Here is a 25,409-nt window from a genome sequence, read left to right on the forward strand (position 1 = left end):
AGGTACTTACAATTTCAAAGTAGATTATCATACTACTATATATAATATTTACCAGCAAGTGAAAGCTAAAATGTTAATTATGCTACTATTACATGGGGCTGGAAGGTTTTTCTTTGAATAATAATAGAGGAGGTTATTGAATTTGGACATATTTGCACATAGAGGTGTTTCGATAAACTATCCAGAAAATACGATGGCTGCCTTTCAAGCAGCATCAAAGCTTCCTATAGCAGGGATAGAGCTAGACGTTCATTTAACCGCAGATAAAGAGGTAGTGGTGATTCATGATGAGACCATTGATCGTACCTCCAATGGCTCAGGCTATGTAAAAGATTTTACATTACAACAATTACGTACATTTGATTTTGGCTCGTGGTTTTCACGGGAGTTCGGAGATGAAGTAATTCCTACCTTAGGGGAAGTGTTGGAGTTATTTGCAGGTACCAATCACCGTATCAATATTGAACTGAAAACAGACATTATTGCATATGAAGGAATCGAAGCGCTCGTGCTCAAAGAAGTAGCAGCACAGCAAATGACAGAGCGGGTGATCATTTCATCTTTCAATCATGAATCATTGCAAACAATATCAAAAATAGCGCCTTATATAGAAAGTGCAGCATTGTTTGCAGAGGTGCTGGTGGATTTCCCAACTTACATTGCTCTTATACCAGCTAAGGCGTTACATGTAAGTTTGCCAACTTCCTTCCGTAAATCAGTTAAACTAGCTCTCGCTGAAGGTGCAACTGTACGTGTGTATACCGTCAATGAACAACGCGATGCTCGAAGTTTACAACAGCTCGGTGTACAGGCGATATTTACAGATGATCCAGAAAAAATATTAAGAGCCCTTAGTTAGAGCAAAAGTGGACAGTTAGGAGACAAAAGCTTCCGTGGAATCATTTACATTTTCAAAATACCCACGGAAAGCAACGTCTTCTAGAGGTTTTTTACCATTTTGCACGATGTTCCTCAATACATCCGAGCATTTGTTGAATAACCAGTGTTTCACCATTGTCGAGTAAAATAGAACCGTCGTAATAGCCAAATAGTTGATGTACCTCTGATTTAACTAGTTTGGCATTCGTTTGGGCTATACGCTCAAAAAAGGGTGAAAAGGTTAAGGAGACCTGATTAGAAAATTTTGTTTTCACTTTCCAACGCTGCATGTAATCTTCAGAATCATATTGAAATAATAAATCCTCATGTATTTTTGTCATTTTACCATCAACAAAAACAGCATTTTCAGTCATGCCTGTGCCATCTGTCCATTTACCTCCTAAATTAAGTCCGATGCGTCGTCCACGTACTCGTTGAGAGGCCATTCCCCAATTCCATAATGCTTCACGTGGCCATACACCTCGTCCATAATCCAACACAGCAAAATTCTCCTCAGCTGAGAAATTAAAACGCCGAGTACCAATTGTGACAACACCTGATGTTGGCAATATGTGATGCTTGCCTGTGAACTGAAATGTTTTGCGATTCCAAGGAATGACTACATTTAAGGTTTCGTCCGCTGGTGGGTGCTGAATGATAAGCTTTGCTCGTAAAACATCTCCGTCAAAGTTTGGTATGGAAACAGATAGATGTGTTTCATTTTGTATATATAATAAATCAATCATCATTTCACTATTTTTAAATGAAACAGATTCTAAAACCTGTGTAGGCATTTTTAGTTTACCACCAAAGGGGATTGTGATCGTTTTTTCAAAATAGCGCTGTGTTTCATATTCAAGGAAATAAACGAAGCAGACTGCTGCGTAATCTAGATGACTAATCGTAGCTGAAAACAAGATTTCATCACCGTAGACACACCAATAGTTCCATTTCTTTTTGCGCATGAGATGGCCGCTTAAATTGCTATTAATAAGTGGTTTGCGTGCAAATCCGATGGCTGCTGGATTTAAATTACCTTTTTTATCGCATAAAAGAGTTGGCTGTAAAATCTCTTTTTCAGCATGCTGCCTCACATTCAACATCCCTTCTGGTCATAAAATAAAATTGACATATCTTTAATCCTTATTGTAGCAAAAATGTTCTTGAAATTGGAAAGGAACATGCTGAATATAATGGATTTCAATAAGAATTATGAGGAAGGACCTAACTAATAGAAATGCTTAAATAGACATATGATGGCATGAGGAGGTTATGTATGGCAAAAATGTATAATAGGCAGGCTGCAGTTCAATATGCTAATTTGTGGTGGAACAGACGCAATCCTGCTTTTCCAAATTTTGATGTAGATTGCACGAACTATATATCTCAGTGTTTACTTGCAGGAGGGGCACCGATGCGAGGTGCACCAAGTAGAGAGAAAGGCTGGTGGATTCAGCAAGGGAATTGGAGCTTTAGCTGGTCTGTTGCCCATTCATTACGATGGTATTTAGAAGGATCTACAACAGGATTGAAGGGTAGACGTGTTCAATATGCAGAGGAACTAGAGCTTGGAGATGTCATTTTTTATGATTTTCAAGGGAATGGTAGAATTGACCACTCCGTTATTGTTACAAGTATTCAAAATGGTATTCCTTATGTGAATGCCCACACCTCAGATAGTATTAATCGACCTTATTTTTATGAGGATTCCACCGCCTATACGCCAAGCATGACCTACTTTTTCTATCATATAGATGACAGCTTTGCTTAGGAACAGGTAGTTTTAAAGCATACAAATATATGATAATGTGAAAGATAGAAGAGATAAACTCTAATATGTTGTCTTATGGTAGAAGGAGAATTGATATATGAGCGAACAAATTTTATCTGTTAGAGATGCAATTATTCAACGTCGTTCCATTAAAAAGTTTAATGGCCAGCCTGTAGAGCGTGAGGATTTAATGGCTATTATTGACGATGCAGTATGGGCTCCCAATCATGGTAATCGTGAGCCATGGCGATTAGTTGTTGCCTGTGGAAAGGAATTAACAAATCTTCACCAGCTATTACGTGACTTAACAATTCCTAAATGGCAGGAGCTTTCAAGCGAAGATTTAGCGAAGCAGATGTTGAAATTTACATTACCAGGTGGCTATGCCTTTGTTATCGTTCCAGAGGATGCGCGTCAAAAAGAACGTTTAGAAGATTATGCAGCAGCAAGTACATTTATTCAAAACATGCAGTTACTGGCATGGGATAGAGGCATAGGCTCTTGCTGGAAAACACCAGGCTTCCTAGATAATCCAAAATTCCGTGAAGCTTTAAAGGTACAGCCAGGTGAGCGTGTCATTGCTATGCTACAAGTTGGTTATTTTGATGAAGTGCCAAAAGGTAAAGAGCGCAAACAAGCAGCTGATATCGTTACGATTTTTGGTGAGTAATCAAATAAAAAAATCCCTTCACTTTGACAGTGAGGGGATTTTTTAATTAATCGATATTTACTTTTGTAATCCTGAAACCTCATATAAATAATCACTAAGAACACGTAAGCCTTTATCAAAGTTTTCTAAATGGAAGTGTTCATTTGGTGCATGGAAGTTTTCACTTGATAGACCGAAGCCCATTAGCACTACAGGTAAATCTAAAATTTCATCAAACGCAGCGACGATAGGGATGGATCCACCGCCACGTGTGTATGCTGTTGGTACATTATACACTTTTTCATAGGAGCGTCCAGCAGCCTGGATAAATGGATGATCGAAAGGCGTTAGGAATGGACGGCCTTTATCGAATTCAGAAATGTTGATTTCCACACCAGCAGGTTTGTGCTTTTCAACATGTGCTTTTAAAAGTGCTACAATTTCATCGGGCTCTTGATTTGGTACAAGACGACATGTGATTTTAGCGCCAGCTTCAGCGGGCAGCACTGTTTTGATGCCTTCACCTGAGAAACCACCAAATACACCGTTAACCTCTAGGGTTGGGCGGGCCCAAGTACGTTCTAAATAAGAATACCCTTGTTCACCGAATAATTCTTTTACGCCAACTTCCTGTTTAACAGACTCTTCATCGAAGCCAAGCGCAAGATAAGCCTCACGTTCCTCTTCTGTTAATGGCAACACTTTGTCGTAGAAACCTTCAACTTGAATCGTACCATGCTCATCACGGAAGGATGCTAAAATTTCAGCTAATGCGTGAATAGCATTTTGTACGCCACCACCATAAAGACCGGAGTGTAAATCTCCCTTAGCTCCACGCACATCAATTTGAATGCCCGTTAAGCCCCGTAAACCATAGCATACCGCAGGCTTCCCAGGACCATAAAGACCTGTATCGGAAATTAAAATTAAATCTGCCGCTAGTTTTTCTTTATATTGTTCAACATAGGCAGGTAGATGTGGACTACCAATTTCTTCTTCACCTTCATAAATGAACTTAACATTGACAGGTAATGTCCCTGTTGTAGCAAACAATGCCTCAATCATTTTTAAGTGCATAAAGACTTGTCCTTTATCATCACTCGCACCACGAGCAAATAATTTATTGTCTCGAATTGTAGGATTAAAAGGCTCACTGTCCCATAAATTTAATGGATCAACAGGTTGAACATCATAATGACCATAAAATAAAATAGTTGGTTTACCCTCTGCATGTAGCCAGTCTGCATAAACAACAGGGTGCCCAGCTGTTTGTGTAATGGAGATATTTTCAAGATTTAGTTTTTCAAACGCACTGGCTAGCCACTCAGCTGCATGTTGAATATCCTCTTTATGCTCGGATAAAGAACTGATACTTGGAATTCGTAAAAATTCATTCAATTCATTTAAATGTGCCTCACGGTGTTTTGCAAAATAAGCATCAATTTGCTGTAAATTAGTCATTAAGCATCCCTCTTTCTAATATTTCGATAATAGAAATAGTATAGCACAATGTGGTTGGGGAATCTTGTTATAGCAATGGTTCCTGTAGTCTTTGCTAATGATTAGCCCCAATTTTAGCCCCACTAGCCTGTAAAGTTTGGCTGAATAACGAAACAGATTCTGCTTCTAATTCCTTTAGAACATGACCGTATACATCCATAATCATCTTAGGTGTATTGCCTAACCTCTCAGCAATAACCTTCACATTGAGTCCACGATTTAACAAGATGGTGCAATGTGTATGCCGTAAACCATGTATTGTTGTTTTTGGCAGTCCAGTCCGATCTAAAATTTTATTGAAAGCATAGATAGGACTTGTTGGAGCAATCGGATCTGCAGCATGTTCAAATATAAACACAAACGTATCATCTTTTGATAAATCGTCTTGCAGTTTCCGGCCGTTTTTAAATAATGCTTTTTTACACCATTTTAAATATGTCTCTAGTTGCTTCATAACCATTTCATCCACTAGAATGGTTCTATAGCTATTCATTGTTTTTGGTGTGTGGACACCAATAACATCCCTGGTACGCTCAATTGTAATGGTGTTTTTTTGAAAGTCTATATTCTTCCATTGTAATCCTAATGCTTCACCACGGCGGATGCCTGTATAAGCGATCGTAAGGAAAAAAGTATAGTGGGTAACATTTTCATTCTGTTTTGCATCATCTAAAAAAGTGACTAATTCAGTAGGAGTAAGGAAGTTGGCAGCTTCCTTTTTCTTTTTTGCTTCTGTTGGAATTGTTACTTTTGTGAAGCGATTCCGGATGAGGATTTCTTCTTCAACCGCTGAATTAATTGCAATTTTAAAGATGGTATGCCAAGCACGTATTGTACTAGGCTTGTAATCGCCAACAAGAACATTGATAAATATTCTTTGATATGTTTGTTTGTCTAATTTTTGAAGCTTGTAATGGCCGAGTAGGGGCTTTAAATGTACACGTACAATGATTTCACGCTGTACTCGTGTACCAATTTTCCACTTTTTATGATTCATTTCATACCATGTATCGAGCCATTCACTGACGGTCAGTTGGTCGTTCTCTACAAACTTTTTTTCACCACGCAGCGTTGAAGCCTTAACTTCCAGAAGGGCTTTTAATGCTGCTTTTTCCGTTTTAAAGCCACTTTTCTTCTTCTCTTTTCGTTTTCCGGTTGCATCATAATACTTATGTCGAAACATCCACAATTTTTCTTTATTTGCATTGAAATAGTGATATATTTCAGGTTCTTTTGTTGATTTATATAACTTCACCTTGTCCAATCCTTTCATGCTTGGCGGCGTGTGTACAGGAATAGGTGAGTGAAATAATTACTTTTCAAACTCATAGGAATTTACATAATCACTGATCCATTCAAATAAAAATAAATCTAATTTTTCATTAATGTAATCCTTAACGTATAAAGGTGCATTTAAACTTTCCAAAGATGACGTAAATTCCTTCGATGTTATTTTATCGAAATCAATATGTTTTTCTTCATCTAGGTCAGCCGTAATGTCTACCTTAAATTTAAAATGCAATTCATTACCCTCATAAAATAGCTTGCATTCAATAATCAATGCAGTTGTAATTTTAGAAAGAAAATCGTAGCCAGAATTATCGCTTGAATCTAAAACATGCCCACTAATCATTGTATTAACATCAGAGTTTGTCGTTATATCTTCAAAATGCAAAGAAATATCAACGAAAGTTAATATATCCCCAGGAGTGCATTTTAATAAAGTACACAATTGAACTAATGTATCATACTGAACTCCTGAACCATTGTTATTGTAAAGGTTTGATATAGTAGTTCTAGATAAAGTAGTTTTATCTTTTACATTTTGAATGTTAAGCCCCCTTTCTGCCATTAGCACTCTCAAATTACAATGCACGAACCCCATAAAATTCACCTTATCTCTCTTTTTTATTTGACGTAATAATATCATATTGTAATCAAAATAACCAATATACTAATCAAAATGGATTGACAATGAATCAAAACGACATTATTATCAGTGTATAAGTTATTTTAACCAACATACTGGTTATTTCGTTTTATTTGTTGGTTATACAAAGGAGGAGATGTATTGATTGTTTTGAAATCTAAAAGTGAGTTTAATGAAAAAATAATTAAACTTGGATTCTCTAAACGTAATTTCGCTAAATCGAGTGGCATATCGGAAGCAGCATTAATCAGAATTTCTAATGGTAAACAGTCACCAAGGCCAGAGACTGCAATAAAAATCTGTAGCGCAATGCAAGCTGACTTTGATTCGATCTTTAAGATAATCGGTGATTAGACGTAAGTTAAATAATAAAGAGATTATAAGAAGGTGAAAAAATGTTACCAGCACATATTGAGGTAAATCTTGATAAAGTGGCTATTCGACAATATATCGAGCGAAAATTGAATGAAGAGGTAAGAGAGGTTCTTTGGCTAGTTGATATAGACAAAATGGCTGATTTAACGTGTATGTCACGTCGATGGTTAGAGGATGTAATTATTTGTGATGTGCGTATGAGAGCAATTGAAGTCAAAAAGAATCGCAAGCGATGGTGGCCATATCGACAAGCTTTTGAAATTATAAATGAAATTACAAGTGAGTGGTGAAATTACACAGTTTGGCGGCGTGTGTACTGAAAGTAGGTGAGTGAAATATATAAAGGATATTTACGGGGAAATGGTAAGCATGCTGCCACATCATTCAAAGATGGTAGCAAGCTACTTTCTTACAATACAGCTAGATTAGAAGATTCCTATGTTGGTATTTTGGCTGATGAATTTATTATGGTCGATGTTGATGATATGGATGAAGCTGAAATAGTACTCGACATAGTAGAGGATAAGGATATTAAATGTTCTGTATTACAAACGAATAACGGCATGCATTTTTATTTTAAAGGCTATGACTTAACTGCAAATAAAATTAAATGGTATTCCAATATCGGTATTCTTTGCGATTACAAGTTAGGTATAAAAAATACTGCAGATCCGCTTAAAATAAATGGCCAGGTTCGGAAGTGGCTTAGAAAGTGTGAAGAACATGATCCTATGCCGGCCTGGTTATATCCATACAACAAGAAAAACCCTAACTTGACTAAGTTATCAGATGGTGACGGACGTAACGATAAACTATTCACATATATTTTAAAAATGCAGTCCCAGGGAATGGCCAAGCAAGACATTAAAGAAACAATCGCTATTATCAACAACTATATTTTAGAGGAACCAGTTGATAAGAATGAACTGAATATTATTTTACGTGATGATGCATTTATGAAAGAGTCGTTTTTTGTGAAAGGTGTTTTTCATCATGATAAATTCGGTGATTTCTTAATAAATGAACATCACATTTATAAAATAGCGAATGTGCTGCATATATATCACGATGGTGTTTATTCAGATCGTGAGGAAGACATTGAGCGAATGATGGTAAAACACATTTCTTCATTGACCAGGGCTAGACGTCAAGAAACACTAGCTTATATTCAACTGAATGCAAAGGAAAAACAGTTTGCTTCAACCCAATACATTGTCATGAAAAATGGCGTGTTTAATTTAGAGACATGGCAGCTGCAAGACTTTTCACCTGAAATTATTACACGCAATAAAATTCCAATCGCTTTTATACCAGGTGCTTATTATGAAGTAACGGACCGTACTTTAAATAAAATTGCGGTCCATGATAAAAAAATACGGTCCATCTTAGAGGAAATCTTAGGTTATTCAATATTAAGGGATTGTCGTTATTCTTATTCATTTATTTTGACAGGTAACGGCTCCAATGGTAAATCATCATATTTAGAAATTTTAGCTGCACTTGTCGGTGAGAATAATCTTTCGTCATTAGATTTAAAAGAATTGGACCAACGATTTAAAACAGCCGAGTTATTTGGAAAGTTAGTCAATATTGGTGATGATATTTCAAAAGGATATATCAAAGAATCATCTATTTTTAAAAAGCTTGCAACTGGTGAACGTTTAAACGTAGAGCGTAAAGGAAAAGATCCATTTGATTTTAAAAATTACGCTAAGCTAATTTTCTCAGCAAATGAAATGCCGCGTATTAATGATTATTCCAATGGATTAGTTAGAAGGTTATTCATTGTCCCTTTTAATGCAAAATTTGATATTACAGATGATGATTATGACCCGTTAATTAGGCAGAAGTTAATTTCTGATGAATCGATGCAATATGTGTTGAATTTAGCACTTAAGGCATTAAAGCGACTGCTTGATAATAAAGGATTTACAAAATCAAAAGTAGTGGAAAAAGAGCTGCAAAAGTATCAAGAAGAAAATAACCCAATTATTAGCTTTGTTACAAATGAAGATGTGGAGCTGGAGCGATCTGTTGTTGGTGATGTCTATTTACAGTACAAGGTTTATTGCAGTGAAAACGGATTTAATCCAGTGAGCAACATTAGCTTTAGTAAGCAGATTAAACAACTTTTCGGTTATGCTACTAAGCAGCAAAAAATAGACGGTAAAAATAAACGCATCTTTGTTAGTGATTAATTTATAAAATGCGCTACCTTTTTAACGGAAAAAATAGCTTTTTCATGCGTTTGATATTTTCCCTAGGGAAACACGTTGATATATCAACACCTTTTTAAAAAACGTGATGGAATTTCCATCACAAAAACGACTGAAAATTTACCGTTTTCCATGGTTTTTATTAAAAAAATAGGTCAAATGCGTTACCGGTAACAGATAACTGCTACCTCACAAGTTCAGTCATATCAAAGGTTTAGAGATAAGTAACAGATGGTAACAGATAAAATCACTTTCTTTATATTTTATATATTTAATAGGAATAATTTTTTATCTTATAAAAGAAAAATAGGGGGTAAATGCGCTACCTTTTTTGATATAAAATCATGTGAAACGTTGATGTATAAGGGTTTGTAGGGATAACAGAAGGTAACAGAAGGTAACGCATTTTAAATAACATAGGTGTTCTAATGAGGTGAATTAAGTGGAGTTAAATGAAAATAAACGAATAACTAAGGCAATGATTCAGGATGCAAAACGTAAAAGAGAAGAAATGTTTCAAGGAATGAGTGATAAAGAAATTTTAGCTTATGTGCCAACAAATAAAGGTTATTTCTACGAATTTGAAAGGAGATCTGATATAGGGATTTTTATTCCACAATGTTGTATATGTGGTGGATTGCATAAACACGGTAAGGAAGAATACAACGGTACACGTATAACCATGTGTAAATTAAAAGGCTTTGTTGGAAGTACTGAAGTCATTCCACATAACTATAGTATTAATATCGATTGGGATGATTTAGATAATATCAGATTAGCAAATGAGTATGGTATTAAGATACCAGTGGAAGTTGATAAGAAAGAGGCCAATAATGAAAGAGATACGTTGTGCTAAGTGCAGTAAGTTATTACTTAAAACAAATAAAGAGTATGAAGTAAGTACAATTGATTGTGAGTTAGAGGTACAATGCACACGCTGTAAAGCAATCAATCATTACAAAGTTAAATAACATTAGAGACTCATGAAGTCCAGTAGCTGCACAGTGATGTGTTTGTTATTGGATTTTTTATTTTCAATAAAAGGAGGTGAATTGATCATCCCCCCAGGTATTCGGTGAAAAATCGTGAAATTCCTGTACACCGACTGCCCCCATTTATTCAAAAAAAATTCCCTAAATGAAAATTTTTAAGGAGGTGAGGAAATTGTGCACAGATGTGAAATTAAAAAGCATTACATTAAAGGGTTATGTCAATGTGGTAGGTAGGGAAAGTAAAACTTTAAACCATACGAAGCACGGTGATTTTATTGAAATTATTACTCCAGGTACATTTGAAGAAGCTTTACGAAGAGCAAGGAATGTGGATCTCTTGTTAAATCACGATTGGGAAAGGAAACTCGGTTCTTTAAATGATGGAAATATAGAGCTTTTTGAGGACAGTATAGGATTAAGAATCAAAGCACAAATTTTTGATGCTGAAGTAATTAATAAAGCAAAAAATAAGCGATTATCTGGATGGTCCTTTAAATTTACCCCTTTAGAAGAAAGATGGGTTCAAGGTAAAGATTATCAAATAAGACGATACATCCGAAAAATAGATTTGCGAGAAATTTCTTTACTCGACATACAGCAAATACCTTCATATTTAGGTAACTCTGTAGAGTGCGCAGAATTTCAAAGTGTAGTTTTTAATAACAGTGATTTATACCAAAAACAATATGAATATTTAAAATTGAAAGGTGGAAAATGAACATGACAGTAAATATTGAATCTCCAGTTTTAGAGAAATTAGCACAGTATAAAAAGAATCTAGAGGAGCGAGAAAATGAAGTTTTTGCATTAATTGATTACAACGAAGGGGAAATTACCCATTTAGAAACCGAGCTAGAACAAGCAGATGCTAGACATATTTTGGAGTACTCAGAAGAGACTAAAGCGGCCAGAAATAACATATTACTACAGATTCAAGAGAGAAGAGATGAACTGCAACAACATTATCGTTTTATTGCTCATTTAAAACGCCGAGAGTCTATGTATTTAGAATTAACTGCGGAAGAGGAAAAAGATTTAGTAAACAATCTTGAGGGAGTGACATTTACTACTCATCAGAAAATGATCGAATTTGAAAAAGCTACAAAAATATTATTTGAAACTTATAACGAATTTATTAATGCATACAATCAAACATTAGGAAGCTTAGATAGTGCTGCTTCTTTAATAAAAAGTGTTTTAGGAGATAGAAAAGCAAAACTTCTCTTAAATAAAGTAGACAAAAGTTATAACGGCTCTGTATCTCGCGTATTAAATGAAATCCGCACTGAAATTAGGGATCCTAATGAGTACATTGCAAAAAGCATAGAAATTTAATGTTCATAATTTGATCTAAAAACACTTACTTCGGTAGGTGTTTTTGTGAAGGTATGTTGAAAAAAAGTGATTGAAAAGTGGTGAAAGTATGTCATTTTGGTTGAAAGATTATGCTAGTTTGCTAGAAAAATTAGAGTATTTACAGTTTAAATTGACGGATCCAGAACTGAATGAACAAGGAAAGCAAGATACAGAAAGTCAATTACAATTTTGTGTAGAGCGTAAAGCACAGTTCGAACAGCTGGTTTCTAAGTTTGATTCGCTGGAACAAAAAATTTTGTATCGTAAATATGTAGAAGGAAAGACATTGGAATCAATAGCAAGTGAATTAAAATATAGCGCAAATTATATTTATAACAAACATTCAGAAATTCTAAAAATATTACGGTTTTATGCAAAGTGAGGTGATGGTCTGTGAACCTAGCAAGAATCAGCGAAGAATTTGGAGAGCAAATAGCAGCCATTACAGCTGGAACAAGGTATGAAATAAGTAGTGAATCGGATAACGATGTTCCAGTGATGGAAGCGCGGATCCGTAACACCATGTATTGTTTGTGGAAGGATGCGACATCAAAAGAGTTGGCCAAGTATTTGAATCAATCAGCAGAACAATACTTTCAGGAATTGTATGAGTTTTCATACGGTGTTACATCTTACGATGAAGATGTAACTGTAAGTAAAGGAACGGAACGACTCGCTTTAATGATTATTGCGGAGAAAGAGAACAGGAAACGTCAAATAGACCGCTTAGAGAGGGGATACGAGCGTTTTCGTTCTATTTTGGATAGTTTACCCACACAAGATGTGGAAGTGCTACAGCAGTACTTTATAGAGAGAAAAAAGGTGGATTATGAGCTGCTACGAGGAGTTGTAAAAAAGCATCTTAAATCCATTGAGGCATACTATGATTCGGACACAGAAGCAGCGGACCAACGTTCAAAAGAAATCTCTAATGATATTGAAGGGCTAGCACCAAAAATTAAGCCGATAACGGAGCAACAGCTGGAGAAGAATAAGAAAAGAACAATGAAACAGTTAAATAAATTGTTTAAGTGAGGCACTTACCCTTGGGTAGGTGTTTTTTGTGAGTATCAAAAAAATACTATGGTAAATCGGTCTAATTTGCCTAATAATTGGATTGTGTAGTGAGAGTTATTTAATATATATATTTTAAAAGAAAAGGGGTTTTCGTCTTGAAACAAGGAAAAGTGGTATCTTTTTTAAATATGAAGGGTGGGGTAGGTAAAACAACATTATGTAAGGACCTAGCTTTCTATTATGCTAATAATTTAGGGAAGGATATTTTAGTGGTTGATATCGACCCTCAATCAAACTGTACTCAATCCTTCTATGAAAAGTATCCAACTAAGGCTTTTGATAGAGATGCTGAGGGGAATCAAACTTTAAAAGCAAATATTCCTTCTATACATAATTTATACGATTCATCTGTAGTTTTCCCTAATGAAAGTGATGTAATATTAGAATTGACTGATAATCTACATATTATCCCAGGTGACTTAAAAACGTTGTTCATGGAAAGAAATAATAATAGTACTAATGAACAAAAACTTGCATTTGTAATTAATAAATGGAAATTAAAAGAGCGTTATGATTTTATTTTTATTGATTGTCCACCTACATACTCCTTTTATACGACAGCGGCTTTATTGGGTTCAGATTATTATTTTATTCCCTCTAAGCCTGATCTATATTCCGTTCTCGGTTTAAATATGCTTACCAATGTTGTTGATAAATTTGTCGAAGTAGATCAGGCACTTGCTCTTAATGGAAGGGTTATCAAATGTGTGGGGATAGTTGTCACTATGTCATCTGAAAGTCCTGGGATGTACAAGAGAATCGAAGATATAAGAGAGTTTGCTCAAAGCAAGGGTATTCATATTTTCGAAAAAACTATACCCTATTATGAAAAGTTATTGACTGGAAAGATGGACACTTTTATTGCTGATAGAGATGATATAAAATTAGAGGAAATTATTAGTTCAATTGCTACTGAATTTATAGAGAGGGTAGAAATACTAAATGAACAATAAACTTTTAACAAGGGCAAACAGAATAATTTCTTCAGAAAAAGACAAAATTGTTTTAACTTCATTTTTATTTGGATTTATTAGCTCACTCATATTGTCCAAAGAACAATTTGAGAGAAATGCTGACATTCAAAAATTCTTAGACTCATTAGGGTTTCAATATAAAAAATATGTTTATGTAAGTAGAACAATAATTTTATCCAGAGTAATTAGAGACATTGAAAAATTAGAAGAGAATGATTTTGAAAAATTTAAAAATGATTTACTTAAGTATTTAAAAAATGAATTCCCTGATGTATTCGAAACTGGTAGTAAAACGATTAAAAGAAAAGAAAATAAAAAAAGTAATGATAATTACGTTAGCAAAATACTCGACAAATATAATCCAAAATAAAGTGGGTGGAGATTATTAATAATAATTCGTTTGAAAAGTATTTAACCTATCTTAATCAGGCAATGCCTCATTCACCTTGGGTTAGAAATGATGAAATTCAACCAACGTTTATAAAAGTATTTAATGCAATACAGGAAAACTTAGTTTTAACTGAAATAAATACAGATAATGCAATGTATCTAAGTTCTGAACCAAAAGAAATATTATTTGGTATTTACAAAGAAAATATTTTATCAATTCTTCTTTCGTGGCCAACTAATCATCCAGGTTTTATTTCTTATAATATCAGAACTGCATGTGAAACTTTGCTGAAATTAGTACACTCTCATTTATTTATTGATAAAAGTTATGAACAAGTCTCAAGAACAAGTTTTCGTCATTTAAAAGAGGATAATAAGAAAGAAACTGAAGGAATAGTAAAAGATTCAATTATTAAACTTTGTAAAATCTATGGTGAATCTTCACGTAAAGTTCATGGTCATTCAGCTAGTTATAGTGATGGTGATTTAATAATAAATAATTACTTTGAAAACATATTTGATGATATAGACTATTATGCTGATTTAATCTTTGAATTAACAGATCAGTATTTTATTTTAAATAAAAATCTATTTGGCTTTTCCGTTCAAAGTCTTAGAGTGGACCAAAGAATTAAAATTAGAAGCAATATTTCTGGAGAAAAGCTGACATTACTAAATTAATGTCCCACCGCCATGTCCTACCGTATAAATGCTGAAATCTATTGGGGGAGTAAGCGTGATGTCTTAAATCTTGAATCTTAATCATTTATTCCTTTAATCTTTTAAAACATGCTCCATATATAATTAAGCAGCTACAGAAATGTGGTTGTCTTTTATTATGACCTAAAGAAAACTACATTAGTAGATAATGTTTTTTGTTTGTTCCTGTAATGTCTTGAATGAAGTAATGCACTTTAAAGGTAGGAAAATAAATATATACTAATGGAGACTACTAAATTGGTAGTCTCTTTTTATATCAAAATTGTATTACGCAGTTAATCCTTTCCAGTATATGATTGGTGTGAATGGAGGTGAGAAATTTGAATAAAATCCACTATCAAGTTATCTTCCGAAACGAAAATAAATTTTTTGACTTACCAGATATAACTGAACTTAAAGTTGAAGGTGGCGTCTACTTATTTTACGCAGGTAGTTATGTTTGTTATTCCGTTCCGATTGATCTTGTAAAAGAAATTATTTCTGCTTAAGAAACATAAAGGAGTCGCATCTAACGATGTGGCTTTTTATTATGCATTCAACTATGAATTGTGGTGGACAATAACAAGAAGGGTAATCTCAGTACTGACAGTTGCTGGTACATTAAGAGCTGTGTTTTTGACGTATACAGTGATGCTGTAGAGCGATTAAATAGCAAGTCGACTAAATCATCATATATAGAAGAAATTTCTTCTAAAGAACGTCCAGTGCCTTTATATAATTGGTTAGTTGAAAAGTACTAATTATATAATGTAATTAGTAGAATAAATCCAAATTTTAACTAGGTAATAATATATGTAGTATTTACCGAATTTATAAAATAGTGTAGAGTGTTACTGTTTATGATAAGTATATACTTGACTTGAAAATGGAAAAATAGGGGGAAATCGTTATTGTAAAATTTAAAATTACTATTAAGTCTGATGTGAGCTTTGGAAATCATTATGAAATAGAAGAACAATTAAATTCAACTTTAAATTTGTTGCTTTTAGAATGTCCTCCATTGAAGACAGAAGTAATATATTTAGTTTTTACCAATAGGTTTACTGAAGATATTATACAATTTCAAATAGAAAATGATTTGAAAGAGCGCGGACATTCAGACGGAGCAGTGGGTAAGGCGTTTCATGTTATTGACGATGATGGTATTAAGAAAAATTATGTATTTTTGCAACTAGACAGATTTTCAAAAGTATTAAATTCAAGAATTACCGACTGTTACATTGAACTCAGCGTAATTATCCATGAAATTGGTCACATTTATGATGGGGAACAAGTAGATAAACTGTTTCCTCATACTTTTGATGATTTCAAAGGAATAACACGCTTACAAATTCCACTTTATGATATTTCAAAAAATGCTTGGTTAGAATTTAAAGCTAATGACTTTGTAGGGAATTCGTTAAAGGCATATCGACATTTAGAGTTTGGGAAAAAACTTTCGGATGTATATGGCAGTTTTGCTATCGAATTAATAAAAGACATAATGAAATTTAATGATAGAGTTGAGTTGGCAAAAACGGAAGTGGTAAACACATCTGAATGTTTAGAAATTCAAAATTTGACCAATAGTTTGTTTTATTTTAGTTCGCAGGTATTTGGTTTGATACATGGTGTTGCTAATTACCTTAATACTGCTGAAATTTATGAAGCGTTAGTTTTAGAATTAGAAAAATTCGGTTTATCGAAAGTTTTTATGAGTTTAGTGCAAGAACTTATACACCTTCAAGCTTCATATGGAAACTGGGAAGATTATAAAGTGTTAGACAAGCTATGCGCTTTGATTTTAGATTTCTGGAAAGAACTAGGATTTAAAGTGGATGATAAGCTTTATTTCTCTTTATTAAATATTTCAGAGAACTAAAAATATAGAAGACCACTCCGTAATGGGTGGCAATAATAATATGCTACTAATGTCTCACCGTAATGTCCTACCGTATAAATCTAGCAAACCATTGTGAGAGTAAGTCTTTAACGATGAAATTTAAATCTTAATCATTTATTCCTTTAATCTTTTAAAACATGCTCTTAATAATTAATATATATAATTAAGCAACTGCAGAAATGTGGTTGCTTTTTATATTGGCCAAAAGAAAAACAGCTCTCGTAATGAGTAGCTGTTTTTGCTGTGTTAATTTTACTTTCTTGACTCTGGAGTGAACTCTAATAGATCAGATAGTTTACATTCAAAAACTTCACATAGCGTTATTAAGGTTTTTAAATTTGTCGATTTCATTTCCTCATCAGTTCCTTTATACAACCGATTAATAGCATTTCTACTAAGTCCCGACTTCTCCATTAATTCTGATATTCCATTAATACGATGTTCAGCCATTAAAATTCTTAAATTTGATTTTATAACCACTAGAAGACCTCTTTTTTAGTTTGATTATAGCACTTTTGAAGTTAAATTGTTTCCAAAAATATTAAAAAGTAACCTTATAAGGTTAAAATATAACTTCACATTAACTTCTTAGAGTGATATATTAACCTTGTAAAGTTAATTTATTGAATATTAATCAGGAAATGAACTAATCGGTTGATACAGGAAAGTGAGGTGAAAACGATGGCATTTGAGTACTTAGCACAATACACAACGTTTGAATCAATAGCAGACATGGACACAGCTGTAGAAAATCATATGGCGGCTCATTACTACGATTTAACGGAATCAGAACGTGCCATCGTTTTCAAGCTTGCTAGTCACAGCTTAGAGTATCCAGGGGCTTGTCATTTAAAAGCTGCAACAATTGCAGCACCATTGGAAATCAGCACTAAGACGGTGTACCGTGCTATCTCAAAATTAGAATCGCTAGGAATCATCAAAAAAGAGACGACAGTAAAAAGTAAAGGTGGACAAGGAGCAAGCATTTATATCATTTTGCCTAGCCAATCTGAAACATGCGAAGATCCTGCCGAGCCTATCGAGGGATGTGTGGTTGTTCCATTACAAGAAGCCTATAACCTGGCTCATGCTGATAGGGAAGCATGCAAAGAGTTCATGAATGAGTATCAACAAATGCTATTTGATTTTATGTATTCATTACCTATTCCAGATAACTTTAAGGATGATCTGTATAAAGTGGTACTAGCATCTAATGTAAGTACCATTCAGGAATTCATAATGGCCAAGAACATCATTTTTAAAATGGCTAATGATATTAAAGAAGGTGTGCTGACGGTTACAAAGACGTTACGCGCGGTATTCGTAGGAGCCCATAACAAAGTAGTACAGCGCATAGGTAAGCATCCAACAACAAACACATCATATATGAAGAAAAAGCCTGAAAATGTACGTACTGTACCTTTCTACAATTGGCTATCAGAACGTAATGGACCAACAGAAGTACTTTAATAGGAAAGGAAGTGAATGCAAATGAAAGTAACTGTTAAAGAATGGCGTGTAATGTCTGATCGTAACAAACAATTACTTTTGAATGCAGTCGCTACAAAATAAACCATAGACGAAAAAGGGGAATGAAAACATGCAGCAACAAACACAACACTTATTAGAAAAAGTAGTGCTCGAAAATAGTAACGATGCTTCAGGATTATCTGTACAAATTATTGATTTACGAGTTGTACAACAGGCAGTAGCTAATTTGATGAATAGAATTGATGAAATCACTGAAAATCGTTGGCATGAGGATCGTGGCATGGCATACATGTCTATTCAAGAAATTCAAGATACAGTACGTTTAATTGATATGGCTTTCTATCCATTGTTTAAAAGAATGGAAGATGAAGTAAAAACCATTAATATTCACGCACAAGAATTATATGAGACGGTAATAAAAAATGAATCAGAACAAACGAGTAAGGTTACTACTGGTGAAGCAGAAATTAATTGCGTTTGACAGTAGAATTATAAAATTAAAATAAGCGGAAGCTATTATTAGCTCCGCTTAATATCACATATACCTATAAATTTAATAGTTAACTATCTCATTATTATACTAGTATTAAAAATTTCTTCCCAAAAGCGTTTATTATTTAGTGATAATTGTATTTCATAAGTATCCTCGAAATACTCGTAGAATTCTGGCCCGCATTTTTCTTCTAAAAAATATTTTAGATCTTCTAATGCAATAATACATTTTTTAATTTTGGGATGGTATTCGTTAGGAACGATTTCCCCATCATCAATAGTTAAAAAACCTTCAGCTTCCAATTCTCTAGCCCTAGGTAAATACTCATAATTAACCAAATATCTCATTTCCCCGAGATAAAAGTGATTACAATAAATTGAACTTATCGTTAAATCATCTAGGGAATAGAATAAATTACCAACCTTTTCAGTTAAATTCTCAAAGGTTTCTTTATCACTTGAACCTTGCATTAGAATTTCGGATACTTCCTTTGAATCTTTAGCAGACTTTAATTCTTCTATTTTTTTCTTCAAATCACGAATTTCTTTTTCTTGCTCAATATTATTTTTAGTTATTTCTTCAAGTTCATTTAAAGCCTTTTGATGGTCCTCTATACTTATATGATCACTTTTTTCGAATTTACAGAGAGCCGGCATATCATTTATAAAGCTTTTAGCCTTTGCTCGTAATAATCCACTGCCAACGTCTTTAATTATATTCATTTCTTTAAAATCATCAGCAATATCGAATAGTGCCTCTTCATCCTTTAACTTTACATATTGTGTAACACCTTTAAGTGGTGTAGCATCTAAAGCGTTATAATCCATTGGAGGGATTAAGATAGGATAAATTCTTTTACCTAGCGCCCAAGCTGCACCAAGCTCACTCAGACAAAACTCACTTTTTAAATAGTTTGGGGTTAGAAAAAATAGTACAACTTCTGTATCTACTATATGTTCCTTAATATCATTAATAAAGTTGTTACCTGTCCGTATCCTCTTAGTCCCTTTAAGAGAAGTACAATATATTTGAGAGCGATCAATTTTAAATGCAATATCAATAAAGTCAACAAAGCGATCAACTAAATCTTTGTCAGCTACAGCGTGGCTTAAAAAAATCAAATTTTTCATTCTTAATTTAGTCCCCTTACTTCTGAATTTTATTATGAATATATTACCATAATATCATATAGGTTATTATTAAATGTAAAATAATAGATAATTATATATTTAAGTTATTAAAATAATAGGAGCTTAAAAGAATAGCGACAGCAAGTCTGTTTAATATGCTTCTTTGAGGCTGTCGTAATTTAAGAGTGAGTTATTCAATTTTCTAGCTTAGTTAGTTGAAAAAATAAAAAAGATTGAAGCATATTAGCCTCAATCTTTCTTACTCACCTATTCCTGTACACACGCTCGCCGTATTTTATTAGCCCCAATCTAGCCCCACTTAGCCCCAAAAACATGCTTTTATATGCTGTATCTTGCAATTTTCTCTAACTGTTAAAAAGACATTTAAACGTTGATACATAAGGCTTTCTAGATTATTAATGCACCATCTTACGCCTCGGGAATAATAGAAATAGTATAGCACAATTTGCTTTTAGGAATCTTAAATTGAATTGAAAGATTACACATAGCACCTACAAAATAAACCACAAGAGCTAAATAGCAATTGTGGTTGAGTCTTACTTGAGTGGATTATAAATTCGTCATTTTTCAGTGAAGGGTTCAGATACAACAGCTAGATCGCTTCGCACTTTTAACGGCTAGAATGGCATCATTAAATGCACTAGCTTTCAGGCGAGTCTATTCAAAGCCTCATTAGTGAGCAGTATAACCACCATCAACAAGAAGCGTTGTACCATTAACAAAGCTTGCGTCATCGCTTGCTAAAAAGAGAACGGCTTTAGCGATTTCTTCTGGTTTACCAAGTCGACCTTGTGGGTGAAGGGATGCTAAATATTCTTTCTTCTGAGCATCGACCTCAGCTAATAGAGGAGTGTCGATATAGCCAGGACACACCGCATTTACACGAATACCCTGTTTAGCGTAAGCAGTACATAGGTTTTGTGTTAATAATTTAACGCCACCTTTTGCAGATGAGTAGGCTGTAGGGTTTGGTAAGGCAACGAAGCTATGAATTGAACCAGCGTTAACAATGACGCCACCTGTTCCTTGGGCAAGGAATTGTTCAATAGCATATTTATCCGATAGAAATACACCTGATAAATTAATATCAATTGTTCTTTTCCATTTTTCAAAAGAAAGCTCGTGTGCTGGTGCATCGTCAGCTACGCCTGCATTTGCATACATAATATCAAGTTTACCGTATTTAGTAACGGTTTCCTTTATCATGTTTTGAATGTCCGCTTCATTTGTTACGTCTGTTTTTACGAAAAGTGTATCAAAACCATTGTTATTTAATTCTTCAGAAATGCTTTGTCCACGATCAGAAAAATCGGCAATAACGACTTTAGCGCCTTCTTCTACAAAGAGACGAACTGTGGCTTCACCGATACCACTAGCCCCACCTGTAACAATTGCTACTTTATCTTTTAGTTTCATATAAATGACCACCTTTAATGTTATTTTGCTGTTGCTCCGCCATCAATAACGAATTCTGCACCTGTTGAAAAGGAAGATTCATCAGAAGCTAAAAACAATACAGTTTGCGCTACTTCCTTTACAGAGCCTAAACGTCCTAATGGGAATAAGTTTTTGCCTAATTCATCTTTTGAGCTTCCTGTTGTTGCTGATGCATAGTCTGCCATACCTGTATCAATGTAGCCAGGATGAATGGAGTTGACACGTACGCCGTATGGAGCATACTCCATAGCAGCATCTTTTGTCATAATGCGAACAGCCCCTTTACTAGCGCCGTATAATACGTGACCAGCAGCACCTGTTAAGCCTGCAATAGAGGAAGCATTAATAACAGAACCATTATGTTGTTTAGCCATAAGCGGCATAATATGTTTCATGCCTAAGAACACACCTGTCACATTGATGGACATTAAGCGGTTCCAGTCAGAAAGCTCGATTTCTGCAAGGGGTTTTATGATATAGATACCTGCATTATTGAAAAGAATATCCACTTTCTTAAATGTTTTTATTGATTCATCTGCAACCTTTTTCCAGTCTTCTTCATTACTAACATCGTGGCGGATAAATACTGCCTCACCGCCGATAGTTTGAATATCACGGACTGTATCGTTCCCAGATTGTTCATTTATATCAGTAATAACTATTTTTGCTCCCTCTTTAGCAAATAATAGTGCAGTTTCTTTCCCGATTCCTGTACCTCCACCTGTAATAATGGCCACTTTGTTTTCTAATCTCATTTCAAGCACGCACCTTTCATTATTTCTGGTTATATGGTTGCCTTAGGATTCAAAAGTATTCGCATTGTTTAGCGATACCTTCATCTTACTCCTTTCAATTTGAAATACTATCCTATAAGATGCTGTATAATATAGTGAGTGAATATCCTCCATTTATAGGGGTATTTTTAGTGTGAAGGAGAAGAATTTCCTATGACGCATCCATTTCAATCAATTGAAGAAGTAACACTTCAAGAGTTTGTGTTGTTTATTAAAATCCATCATCAGCAAATTGAAGAGAATACAATTATTTACCTTAATCTAGAACCTTCTATAACTGGGGCAGATCGAAAAAGAACAGCAATGCTATTAGATTCATTTTTGCGTTTAATGACACATGCAAATATCGATGAATTAAATAATGATGAGAAGAATTTTTTCAACACATGGCTTCAATCACAGTTGTCCATTATTGATAGGAAGAGCTTTAATTTATTTCAATTAATATTTGAGAAATCGTTGATTACTTTTATGATTCAACAGAAGAGTAGTCGAACGAACGCCATCTTCATGTATGTATTATCGACATTTACGTTACTTGTAGAGCTTTATTATGACTGTGAGGGAGATAACCAAACTAGTAACATAGCTAGCGAAAATCAGAAAATTAGGCACTTACAATTATTAGATAGGCTTGATAAATTGCTTATTAGTTCCTCAGGTTATCAGGATTTAGCGCTGATTTTAAAAAAATGTGAAGAGTATTTTAGTTATAAAAGATGTGTATTTTACGCATATGTCCCATGGTCCAATCAATTTTATGGAGTTATTGGCGCAGAGCTGCCTAAGGTGCAAAGCATGAAAGGGGAGTTGACTGGGGAAAACACGATACTTAGTTCAAGAAAGCCCATTTATTTAAAAAATCCTAAAAATTACGTGAAAGAAGAGCATATCCAATTATTTAATTTATCCTCGATTATTTTTATTCCCATTTTGCGTCAAGAGCAATTATTTGGATGGCTAACATTTGATCAGCTAGGGGAGGAGTTTGATTGTACAAAGGAAGAATTAACACTCCTTGAGGAAGTAGGGAAGCGTTTAGGTTTATTTTTATCACGTAAGGGCGAGAAGGTAGAGAAGAATACAGTGCTTCATTTAACTGAAAGGGAATCGATGATACTTGGCCTGCTTGCCGAAGGATATGATAATAAAAAAATTGCTGGTTTATTATTTTTAAGTGAGCATACTGTCAGGGATTATGTAAGCAGTCTTATGACAAAGCTCAAAGCAAAGAATCGAACACAGGTCGTTGCCTCAGCCTTTCGTCTAGGACTGTTAAGCTAAAACACCCAATGCACTTCTATTAGGAGTGCATTTTTTGTTTCTTCAAATGCTAATTAATATTCTGACAATAAATACTATTAAAAATATAGTTTAATTAATAGGTAACTATTGTCATCAAAAGCTTTTTTGGAGGGAAAGCAGTATAGTAGTAAAACAATTTTTACGAATATTACAAGTGAAAGCGATTAAGCTTACACGATTGTAATGAAATTGAAAGCCAATGCGATAGAGTGTAATACATTATTTTGCGAGAATGTGTATAGAAGCAAGAACAAGAAGCGGAGGCATACACAATGAATGAAAAATTAGAAGGCGTATACGAGGAATACAATCGTTATATATATCATTTATGTTTAAAACTAACTCGCAATAATATAGAAGCTGAAGATTTAATGCAAGAAGTTTGGGTTAAGGTTGTACGCTATGAAGATAGCGTGGCTGAAGTAGAGCATATTAAAGCTTGGCTGACAACTATTACAATGAATACATTTAGAGATCGCTATCGTAAAAAAGTACGACGTAGCAAATATATGATGAATCAACCTGAAACATTAGACGTGCCGATTCTAGATTTGGTTCCCAATAACGATATTTCTACAGAAGAAAAAATTGAAAAGGACATTGTAACAAAACTAGTCCAGGATAAAATGGAGCAATTAGATGCTATTTATAGAAAGACTTTATGGTATTTCTACATAGACCAATACTCACTTGCAGAAATCTCTACAATTATGAAAGTTTCCATTGGTACTGTGAAATCTCGTTTATTCCGTGCAAAGGCTCGATTAAAAGAAATGCTCATGTCAGATACAGCTATTGTGGAATCTGTGCTACCAGCGTAATAAAGCAGATTGGTCGCACATCACAGTACTTAGACGGAAGTATTTGGTCGACTAATCAAAAAAGATGCATTCGCAAACAGTTGCAAATGCATCTTTTTATTGTGCTTTAATCTGGTCGATTTGTCTCCACATCCAATAAACATTTAGAGAAAATAGTTCGTAAGGTTTGCAGTTCCTCCGCTGTTAGCATACCAAACATATTATTAATGATTTCGCTCACTTGTTGACGAGATTCTTTTAATATGTTTTCACCGTCAGCCGTAATGACTAGTTGAGAAGCACGGCGGTCTGTGGCATGCTGTGTTTTTTCAATAAAGCCACCATTTATCAGCTTGGTTGTTAAAACAGTGACACCACCAGTAGTTACTTTTAACCGCTCAGCAATAGCAGAAGGGCGTTTTGGGCCCTCCTGCGATAAGTAGTCTAAAATTAAAATATGGGATTTTGAAAAGCCGAGTACATTATGATTATTCCACTCGTTTGCCCACTTACGCTCAATAGATGAAACGACTTCAAACAACGAGGTAATGGCTTTTTGTTTTTCTTGGTCCATAGAAGGTCATCTCCAAAACTGTTTTAACTTTCTTGTGCCAATCTTGTCATCGCATTTAATTCGTAAGCACGTACTTTACGTGGGATAAAACGACGGATGTCCATCTCATTGTAACCAACTTGAATACGTTTTTCATCTATTATAATAGGGCTACGCAACATTCTTGGGTGTGCCTGAATGATAGCAAATAGCTCTTGAATAGAAAGTTGGTCGATGTCGATATTTAAGTTTTTAAAGTCATTTGAGTTTGTTGCAATGATTTCATCTGTGCCATCTTCAGTCATACTTAGAATTTCTTTGAATTCTGCAAGTGTAAGTGGATGAGATGTAATACGTTTTTCTTTATATTCTATGTTGTGATCTTTTAACCATTTAAGTGCTTTTCTGGATGAAGAACAGCTCGCTTGTGAGTAAATTGTAACTGTCATTCTTCATTCCTCGCTTTCTTTTTTAGATTATATTTTACAAATAGCTTATTAGTAAGTTAATAGTTTATATATATATCTTACTAGTAAGCTATATATAAATCAATAGTTAATTGAAAAAATTTCTCAATCGAATTATTATTTTTTCAGTTATATTAAAATATACGAAGATAAGCGTAAAAAGTTTCGTTTATTCAGCTTACAATGATGTAAGTTATGTTAACTCTA

31 protein-coding genes are annotated in these 25,409 nt (G+C 34.2%); 21 read left to right on the forward strand and 10 right to left on the reverse strand.

Features of this window, described 5'->3' with window-relative positions:
- The first annotated feature begins 142 nt into the window (after nucleotides 1-142).
- Nucleotides 143-859, forward strand: a complete 717-nt coding sequence (locus NYE73_RS02100; protein WP_115674303.1) for a glycerophosphodiester phosphodiesterase — start codon at nucleotides 143-145, stop codon at nucleotides 857-859.
- Between the two features lie 91 nt (nucleotides 860-950).
- On the opposite strand, the gene NYE73_RS02105 is transcribed toward NYE73_RS02100, so the two are convergent.
- Nucleotides 951-1,973 (reverse strand): DUF2804 domain-containing protein, encoded by a 1,023-nt coding sequence (locus NYE73_RS02105; protein WP_054549082.1) that lies wholly within the window; start codon nucleotides 1,971-1,973, stop codon nucleotides 951-953.
- Between the two features lie 182 nt (nucleotides 1,974-2,155).
- Here NYE73_RS02105 and NYE73_RS02110 point away from each other — a divergent pair, with 182 nt between their 5' ends.
- Complete coding sequence (locus NYE73_RS02110) at nucleotides 2,156-2,650, forward strand: amidase domain-containing protein (RefSeq protein WP_004229655.1); 495 nt, start codon at nucleotides 2,156-2,158, stop codon at nucleotides 2,648-2,650.
- Nucleotides 2,651-2,747: 97 nt separating this feature from the next.
- The gene (locus NYE73_RS02115; RefSeq protein ID WP_048393315.1) at nucleotides 2,748-3,320 is read left to right on the forward strand and encodes a nitroreductase family protein; all 573 of its coding nucleotides are present in this window, start codon (nucleotides 2,748-2,750) and stop codon (nucleotides 3,318-3,320) included.
- 57 nt (nucleotides 3,321-3,377) lie between these two features.
- Here NYE73_RS02115 and NYE73_RS02120 read toward each other — a convergent pair whose 3' ends face one another.
- The 3 genes from NYE73_RS02120 to NYE73_RS02130 form a co-directional block, all read right to left on the reverse strand.
- On the reverse strand, nucleotides 3,378-4,760 hold the full coding sequence (locus NYE73_RS02120) for a dipeptidase (RefSeq protein WP_048393316.1): 1,383 nt from the start codon (nucleotides 4,758-4,760) through the stop codon (nucleotides 3,378-3,380).
- Nucleotides 4,761-4,854: 94 nt separating this feature from the next.
- Entirely contained in the window at nucleotides 4,855-6,072 is a 1,218-nt protein-coding gene (locus NYE73_RS02125; RefSeq protein WP_259949300.1) for a site-specific integrase, read from the reverse strand.
- Nucleotides 6,073-6,111: 39 nt separating this feature from the next.
- Nucleotides 6,112-6,729 carry a helix-turn-helix domain-containing protein gene (locus tag NYE73_RS02130; RefSeq protein WP_311199326.1) on the reverse strand — a complete coding sequence of 206 codons (618 nt, stop codon included), beginning with the start codon at nucleotides 6,727-6,729 and terminating at the stop codon, nucleotides 6,112-6,114.
- Nucleotides 6,730-6,870: 141 nt separating this feature from the next.
- Here NYE73_RS02130 and NYE73_RS02135 point away from each other — a divergent pair, with 141 nt between their 5' ends.
- The 14 genes from NYE73_RS02135 (at nucleotide 6,871) to NYE73_RS02195 (ending at nucleotide 16,690) form a co-directional block, all read left to right on the forward strand.
- Nucleotides 6,871-7,083 carry a helix-turn-helix transcriptional regulator gene (locus NYE73_RS02135; RefSeq protein ID WP_259949302.1) on the forward strand — a complete coding sequence of 71 codons (213 nt, stop codon included), beginning with the start codon at nucleotides 6,871-6,873 and terminating at the stop codon, nucleotides 7,081-7,083.
- A 41-nt stretch (nucleotides 7,084-7,124) separates the two neighbouring features.
- Nucleotides 7,125-7,394: a hypothetical protein gene (locus tag NYE73_RS02140; protein WP_259949303.1), complete on the forward strand. Its 270-nt coding sequence runs from the start codon at nucleotides 7,125-7,127 to the stop codon at nucleotides 7,392-7,394.
- Between the two features lie 45 nt (nucleotides 7,395-7,439).
- Entirely contained in the window at nucleotides 7,440-9,302 is a 1,863-nt protein-coding gene (locus NYE73_RS02145) for a DNA primase family protein (protein WP_259949555.1), read from the forward strand.
- A 460-nt stretch (nucleotides 9,303-9,762) separates the two neighbouring features.
- Nucleotides 9,763-10,176, forward strand: a complete 414-nt coding sequence (locus NYE73_RS02150; RefSeq protein WP_259949304.1) for a hypothetical protein — start codon at nucleotides 9,763-9,765, stop codon at nucleotides 10,174-10,176.
- Nucleotides 10,154-10,291: a Com family DNA-binding transcriptional regulator gene (locus tag NYE73_RS24685; protein ID WP_375544589.1), complete on the forward strand. Its 138-nt coding sequence runs from the start codon at nucleotides 10,154-10,156 to the stop codon at nucleotides 10,289-10,291. The genes NYE73_RS02150 and NYE73_RS24685 overlap by 23 nt, the downstream gene beginning before the upstream one ends.
- A 193-nt stretch (nucleotides 10,292-10,484) precedes the next feature.
- Complete coding sequence (locus tag NYE73_RS02155; RefSeq protein ID WP_259949306.1) at nucleotides 10,485-11,030, forward strand: HK97 family phage prohead protease; 546 nt, start codon at nucleotides 10,485-10,487, stop codon at nucleotides 11,028-11,030.
- 2 nt (nucleotides 11,031-11,032) lie between these two features.
- Nucleotides 11,033-11,647 carry a hypothetical protein gene (locus NYE73_RS02160; protein WP_259949307.1) on the forward strand — a complete coding sequence of 205 codons (615 nt, stop codon included), beginning with the start codon at nucleotides 11,033-11,035 and terminating at the stop codon, nucleotides 11,645-11,647.
- Between the two features lie 70 nt (nucleotides 11,648-11,717).
- Complete coding sequence (locus NYE73_RS02165) at nucleotides 11,718-12,050, forward strand: hypothetical protein (RefSeq protein ID WP_259955544.1); 333 nt, start codon at nucleotides 11,718-11,720, stop codon at nucleotides 12,048-12,050.
- A gap of 11 nt (nucleotides 12,051-12,061) precedes the next feature.
- Nucleotides 12,062-12,703 carry a hypothetical protein gene (locus tag NYE73_RS02170; RefSeq protein ID WP_259949309.1) on the forward strand — a complete coding sequence of 214 codons (642 nt, stop codon included), beginning with the start codon at nucleotides 12,062-12,064 and terminating at the stop codon, nucleotides 12,701-12,703.
- Between the two features lie 137 nt (nucleotides 12,704-12,840).
- The gene (locus NYE73_RS02175) at nucleotides 12,841-13,698 is read left to right on the forward strand and encodes a ParA family protein (protein WP_259949310.1); all 858 of its coding nucleotides are present in this window, start codon (nucleotides 12,841-12,843) and stop codon (nucleotides 13,696-13,698) included.
- Nucleotides 13,688-14,089, forward strand: coding sequence for a hypothetical protein (locus tag NYE73_RS02180; RefSeq protein WP_259949311.1), 402 nt, complete (start codon nucleotides 13,688-13,690; stop codon nucleotides 14,087-14,089). The genes NYE73_RS02175 and NYE73_RS02180 overlap by 11 nt, the downstream gene beginning before the upstream one ends.
- 5 nt (nucleotides 14,090-14,094) lie before the next feature.
- Nucleotides 14,095-14,790, forward strand: coding sequence for a hypothetical protein (locus NYE73_RS02185; protein ID WP_259949313.1), 696 nt, complete (start codon nucleotides 14,095-14,097; stop codon nucleotides 14,788-14,790).
- A 359-nt stretch (nucleotides 14,791-15,149) separates the two neighbouring features.
- Nucleotides 15,150-15,317, forward strand: a complete 168-nt coding sequence (locus NYE73_RS02190) for a hypothetical protein (protein WP_259949315.1) — start codon at nucleotides 15,150-15,152, stop codon at nucleotides 15,315-15,317.
- 434 nt (nucleotides 15,318-15,751) lie between these two features.
- A complete protein-coding gene (locus tag NYE73_RS02195; RefSeq protein ID WP_259955543.1) occupies nucleotides 15,752-16,690 on the forward strand; it encodes a hypothetical protein in 939 nt (312 codons plus the stop codon).
- Between the two features lie 273 nt (nucleotides 16,691-16,963).
- Here NYE73_RS02195 and NYE73_RS02200 read toward each other — a convergent pair whose 3' ends face one another.
- Nucleotides 16,964-17,191: a helix-turn-helix domain-containing protein gene (locus tag NYE73_RS02200; protein WP_259949318.1), complete on the reverse strand. Its 228-nt coding sequence runs from the start codon at nucleotides 17,189-17,191 to the stop codon at nucleotides 16,964-16,966.
- Nucleotides 17,192-17,392: 201 nt separating this feature from the next.
- Between NYE73_RS02200 and NYE73_RS02205 the strand changes: the two genes are divergently transcribed.
- Together NYE73_RS02205 and NYE73_RS02210 are read left to right on the forward strand one after the other, a co-directional pair.
- Nucleotides 17,393-18,181, forward strand: a complete 789-nt coding sequence (locus tag NYE73_RS02205) for a helix-turn-helix domain-containing protein (protein WP_259949320.1) — start codon at nucleotides 17,393-17,395, stop codon at nucleotides 18,179-18,181.
- Nucleotides 18,182-18,311: 130 nt separating this feature from the next.
- Nucleotides 18,312-18,683 (forward strand): hypothetical protein, encoded by a 372-nt coding sequence (locus tag NYE73_RS02210; RefSeq protein ID WP_259949321.1) that lies wholly within the window; start codon nucleotides 18,312-18,314, stop codon nucleotides 18,681-18,683.
- An 83-nt stretch (nucleotides 18,684-18,766) separates the two neighbouring features.
- Here NYE73_RS02210 and NYE73_RS02215 read toward each other — a convergent pair whose 3' ends face one another.
- From NYE73_RS02215 to NYE73_RS02225, 3 genes are all read right to left on the reverse strand, one after another.
- Nucleotides 18,767-19,825 carry a TIR domain-containing protein gene (locus NYE73_RS02215; RefSeq protein ID WP_259949322.1) on the reverse strand — a complete coding sequence of 353 codons (1,059 nt, stop codon included), beginning with the start codon at nucleotides 19,823-19,825 and terminating at the stop codon, nucleotides 18,767-18,769.
- A 693-nt stretch (nucleotides 19,826-20,518) separates the two neighbouring features.
- Entirely contained in the window at nucleotides 20,519-21,262 is a 744-nt protein-coding gene (locus NYE73_RS02220) for an SDR family NAD(P)-dependent oxidoreductase (RefSeq protein ID WP_054549084.1), read from the reverse strand.
- A 20-nt stretch (nucleotides 21,263-21,282) separates the two neighbouring features.
- Nucleotides 21,283-22,038 (reverse strand): SDR family NAD(P)-dependent oxidoreductase, encoded by a 756-nt coding sequence (locus tag NYE73_RS02225; RefSeq protein ID WP_048393320.1) that lies wholly within the window; start codon nucleotides 22,036-22,038, stop codon nucleotides 21,283-21,285.
- A gap of 192 nt (nucleotides 22,039-22,230) precedes the next feature.
- On the opposite strand from NYE73_RS02225, the gene NYE73_RS02230 reads away from it, so the two are divergent.
- Both NYE73_RS02230 and NYE73_RS02235 read left to right on the forward strand, forming a co-directional pair.
- Nucleotides 22,231-23,361, forward strand: a complete 1,131-nt coding sequence (locus NYE73_RS02230) for a LuxR C-terminal-related transcriptional regulator (protein WP_054549085.1) — start codon at nucleotides 22,231-22,233, stop codon at nucleotides 23,359-23,361.
- 293 nt (nucleotides 23,362-23,654) lie between these two features.
- On the forward strand, nucleotides 23,655-24,203 hold the full coding sequence (locus tag NYE73_RS02235) for an RNA polymerase sigma factor (RefSeq protein ID WP_036078118.1): 549 nt from the start codon (nucleotides 23,655-23,657) through the stop codon (nucleotides 24,201-24,203).
- A 106-nt stretch (nucleotides 24,204-24,309) separates the two neighbouring features.
- On the opposite strand, the gene NYE73_RS02240 is transcribed toward NYE73_RS02235, so the two are convergent.
- Nucleotides 24,310-24,756, reverse strand: a complete 447-nt coding sequence (locus tag NYE73_RS02240) for a MarR family winged helix-turn-helix transcriptional regulator (RefSeq protein ID WP_009371643.1) — start codon at nucleotides 24,754-24,756, stop codon at nucleotides 24,310-24,312.
- Nucleotides 24,757-24,779: 23 nt separating this feature from the next.
- Nucleotides 24,780-25,184 (reverse strand): transcriptional regulator Spx, encoded by a 405-nt coding sequence (gene spx / locus NYE73_RS02245; protein WP_004225558.1) that lies wholly within the window; start codon nucleotides 25,182-25,184, stop codon nucleotides 24,780-24,782.
- Nucleotides 25,185-25,409 lie beyond the last annotated feature (225 nt).

The sequence above is a fragment of the Lysinibacillus sp. FSL K6-0102 genome (assembly GCF_038003545.1).
GTDB classification, from domain to species: Bacteria; Bacillota; Bacilli; order Bacillales_A; family Planococcaceae; genus Lysinibacillus; species Lysinibacillus capsici.

Bases quoted from the DNA above. Each gene is read 5' to 3' on its own strand.
- spx (WP_004225558.1), bottom strand. From the start codon at position 25,184: ATGACAGTTACAATTTACTCACAAGCGAGCTGTTCTTCATCCAGAAAA.
- NYE73_RS02110 (WP_004229655.1), top strand. From the start codon at position 2,156: ATGGCAAAAATGTATAATAGGCAGGCTGCAGTTCAATATGCTAATTTG.
- NYE73_RS02240 (WP_009371643.1), bottom strand. From the start codon at position 24,756: ATGGACCAAGAAAAACAAAAAGCCATTACCTCGTTGTTTGAAGTCGTT.
- NYE73_RS24685 (WP_375544589.1), top strand. From the start codon at position 10,154: ATGAAAGAGATACGTTGTGCTAAGTGCAGTAAGTTATTACTTAAAACA.
- NYE73_RS02235 (WP_036078118.1), top strand. From the start codon at position 23,655: ATGAATGAAAAATTAGAAGGCGTATACGAGGAATACAATCGTTATATA.
- NYE73_RS02220 (WP_054549084.1), bottom strand. From the start codon at position 21,262: ATGAAACTAAAAGATAAAGTAGCAATTGTTACAGGTGGGGCTAGTGGT.
- NYE73_RS02130 (WP_311199326.1), bottom strand. From the start codon at position 6,729: ATGATATTATTACGTCAAATAAAAAAGAGAGATAAGGTGAATTTTATG.
- NYE73_RS02230 (WP_054549085.1), top strand. From the start codon at position 22,231: ATGACGCATCCATTTCAATCAATTGAAGAAGTAACACTTCAAGAGTTT.
- NYE73_RS02125 (WP_259949300.1), bottom strand. From the start codon at position 6,072: ATGAAAGGATTGGACAAGGTGAAGTTATATAAATCAACAAAAGAACCT.
- NYE73_RS02140 (WP_259949303.1), top strand. From the start codon at position 7,125: ATGTTACCAGCACATATTGAGGTAAATCTTGATAAAGTGGCTATTCGA.
- NYE73_RS02180 (WP_259949311.1), top strand. From the start codon at position 13,688: ATGAACAATAAACTTTTAACAAGGGCAAACAGAATAATTTCTTCAGAA.
- NYE73_RS02210 (WP_259949321.1), top strand. From the start codon at position 18,312: ATGCAGCAACAAACACAACACTTATTAGAAAAAGTAGTGCTCGAAAAT.
- NYE73_RS02115 (WP_048393315.1), top strand. From the start codon at position 2,748: ATGAGCGAACAAATTTTATCTGTTAGAGATGCAATTATTCAACGTCGT.
- NYE73_RS02120 (WP_048393316.1), bottom strand. From the start codon at position 4,760: ATGACTAATTTACAGCAAATTGATGCTTATTTTGCAAAACACCGTGAG.
- NYE73_RS02225 (WP_048393320.1), bottom strand. From the start codon at position 22,038: ATGAGATTAGAAAACAAAGTGGCCATTATTACAGGTGGAGGTACAGGA.
- NYE73_RS02215 (WP_259949322.1), bottom strand. From the start codon at position 19,825: ATGAAAAATTTGATTTTTTTAAGCCACGCTGTAGCTGACAAAGATTTA.
- NYE73_RS02160 (WP_259949307.1), top strand. From the start codon at position 11,033: ATGACAGTAAATATTGAATCTCCAGTTTTAGAGAAATTAGCACAGTAT.
- NYE73_RS02205 (WP_259949320.1), top strand. From the start codon at position 17,393: ATGGCATTTGAGTACTTAGCACAATACACAACGTTTGAATCAATAGCA.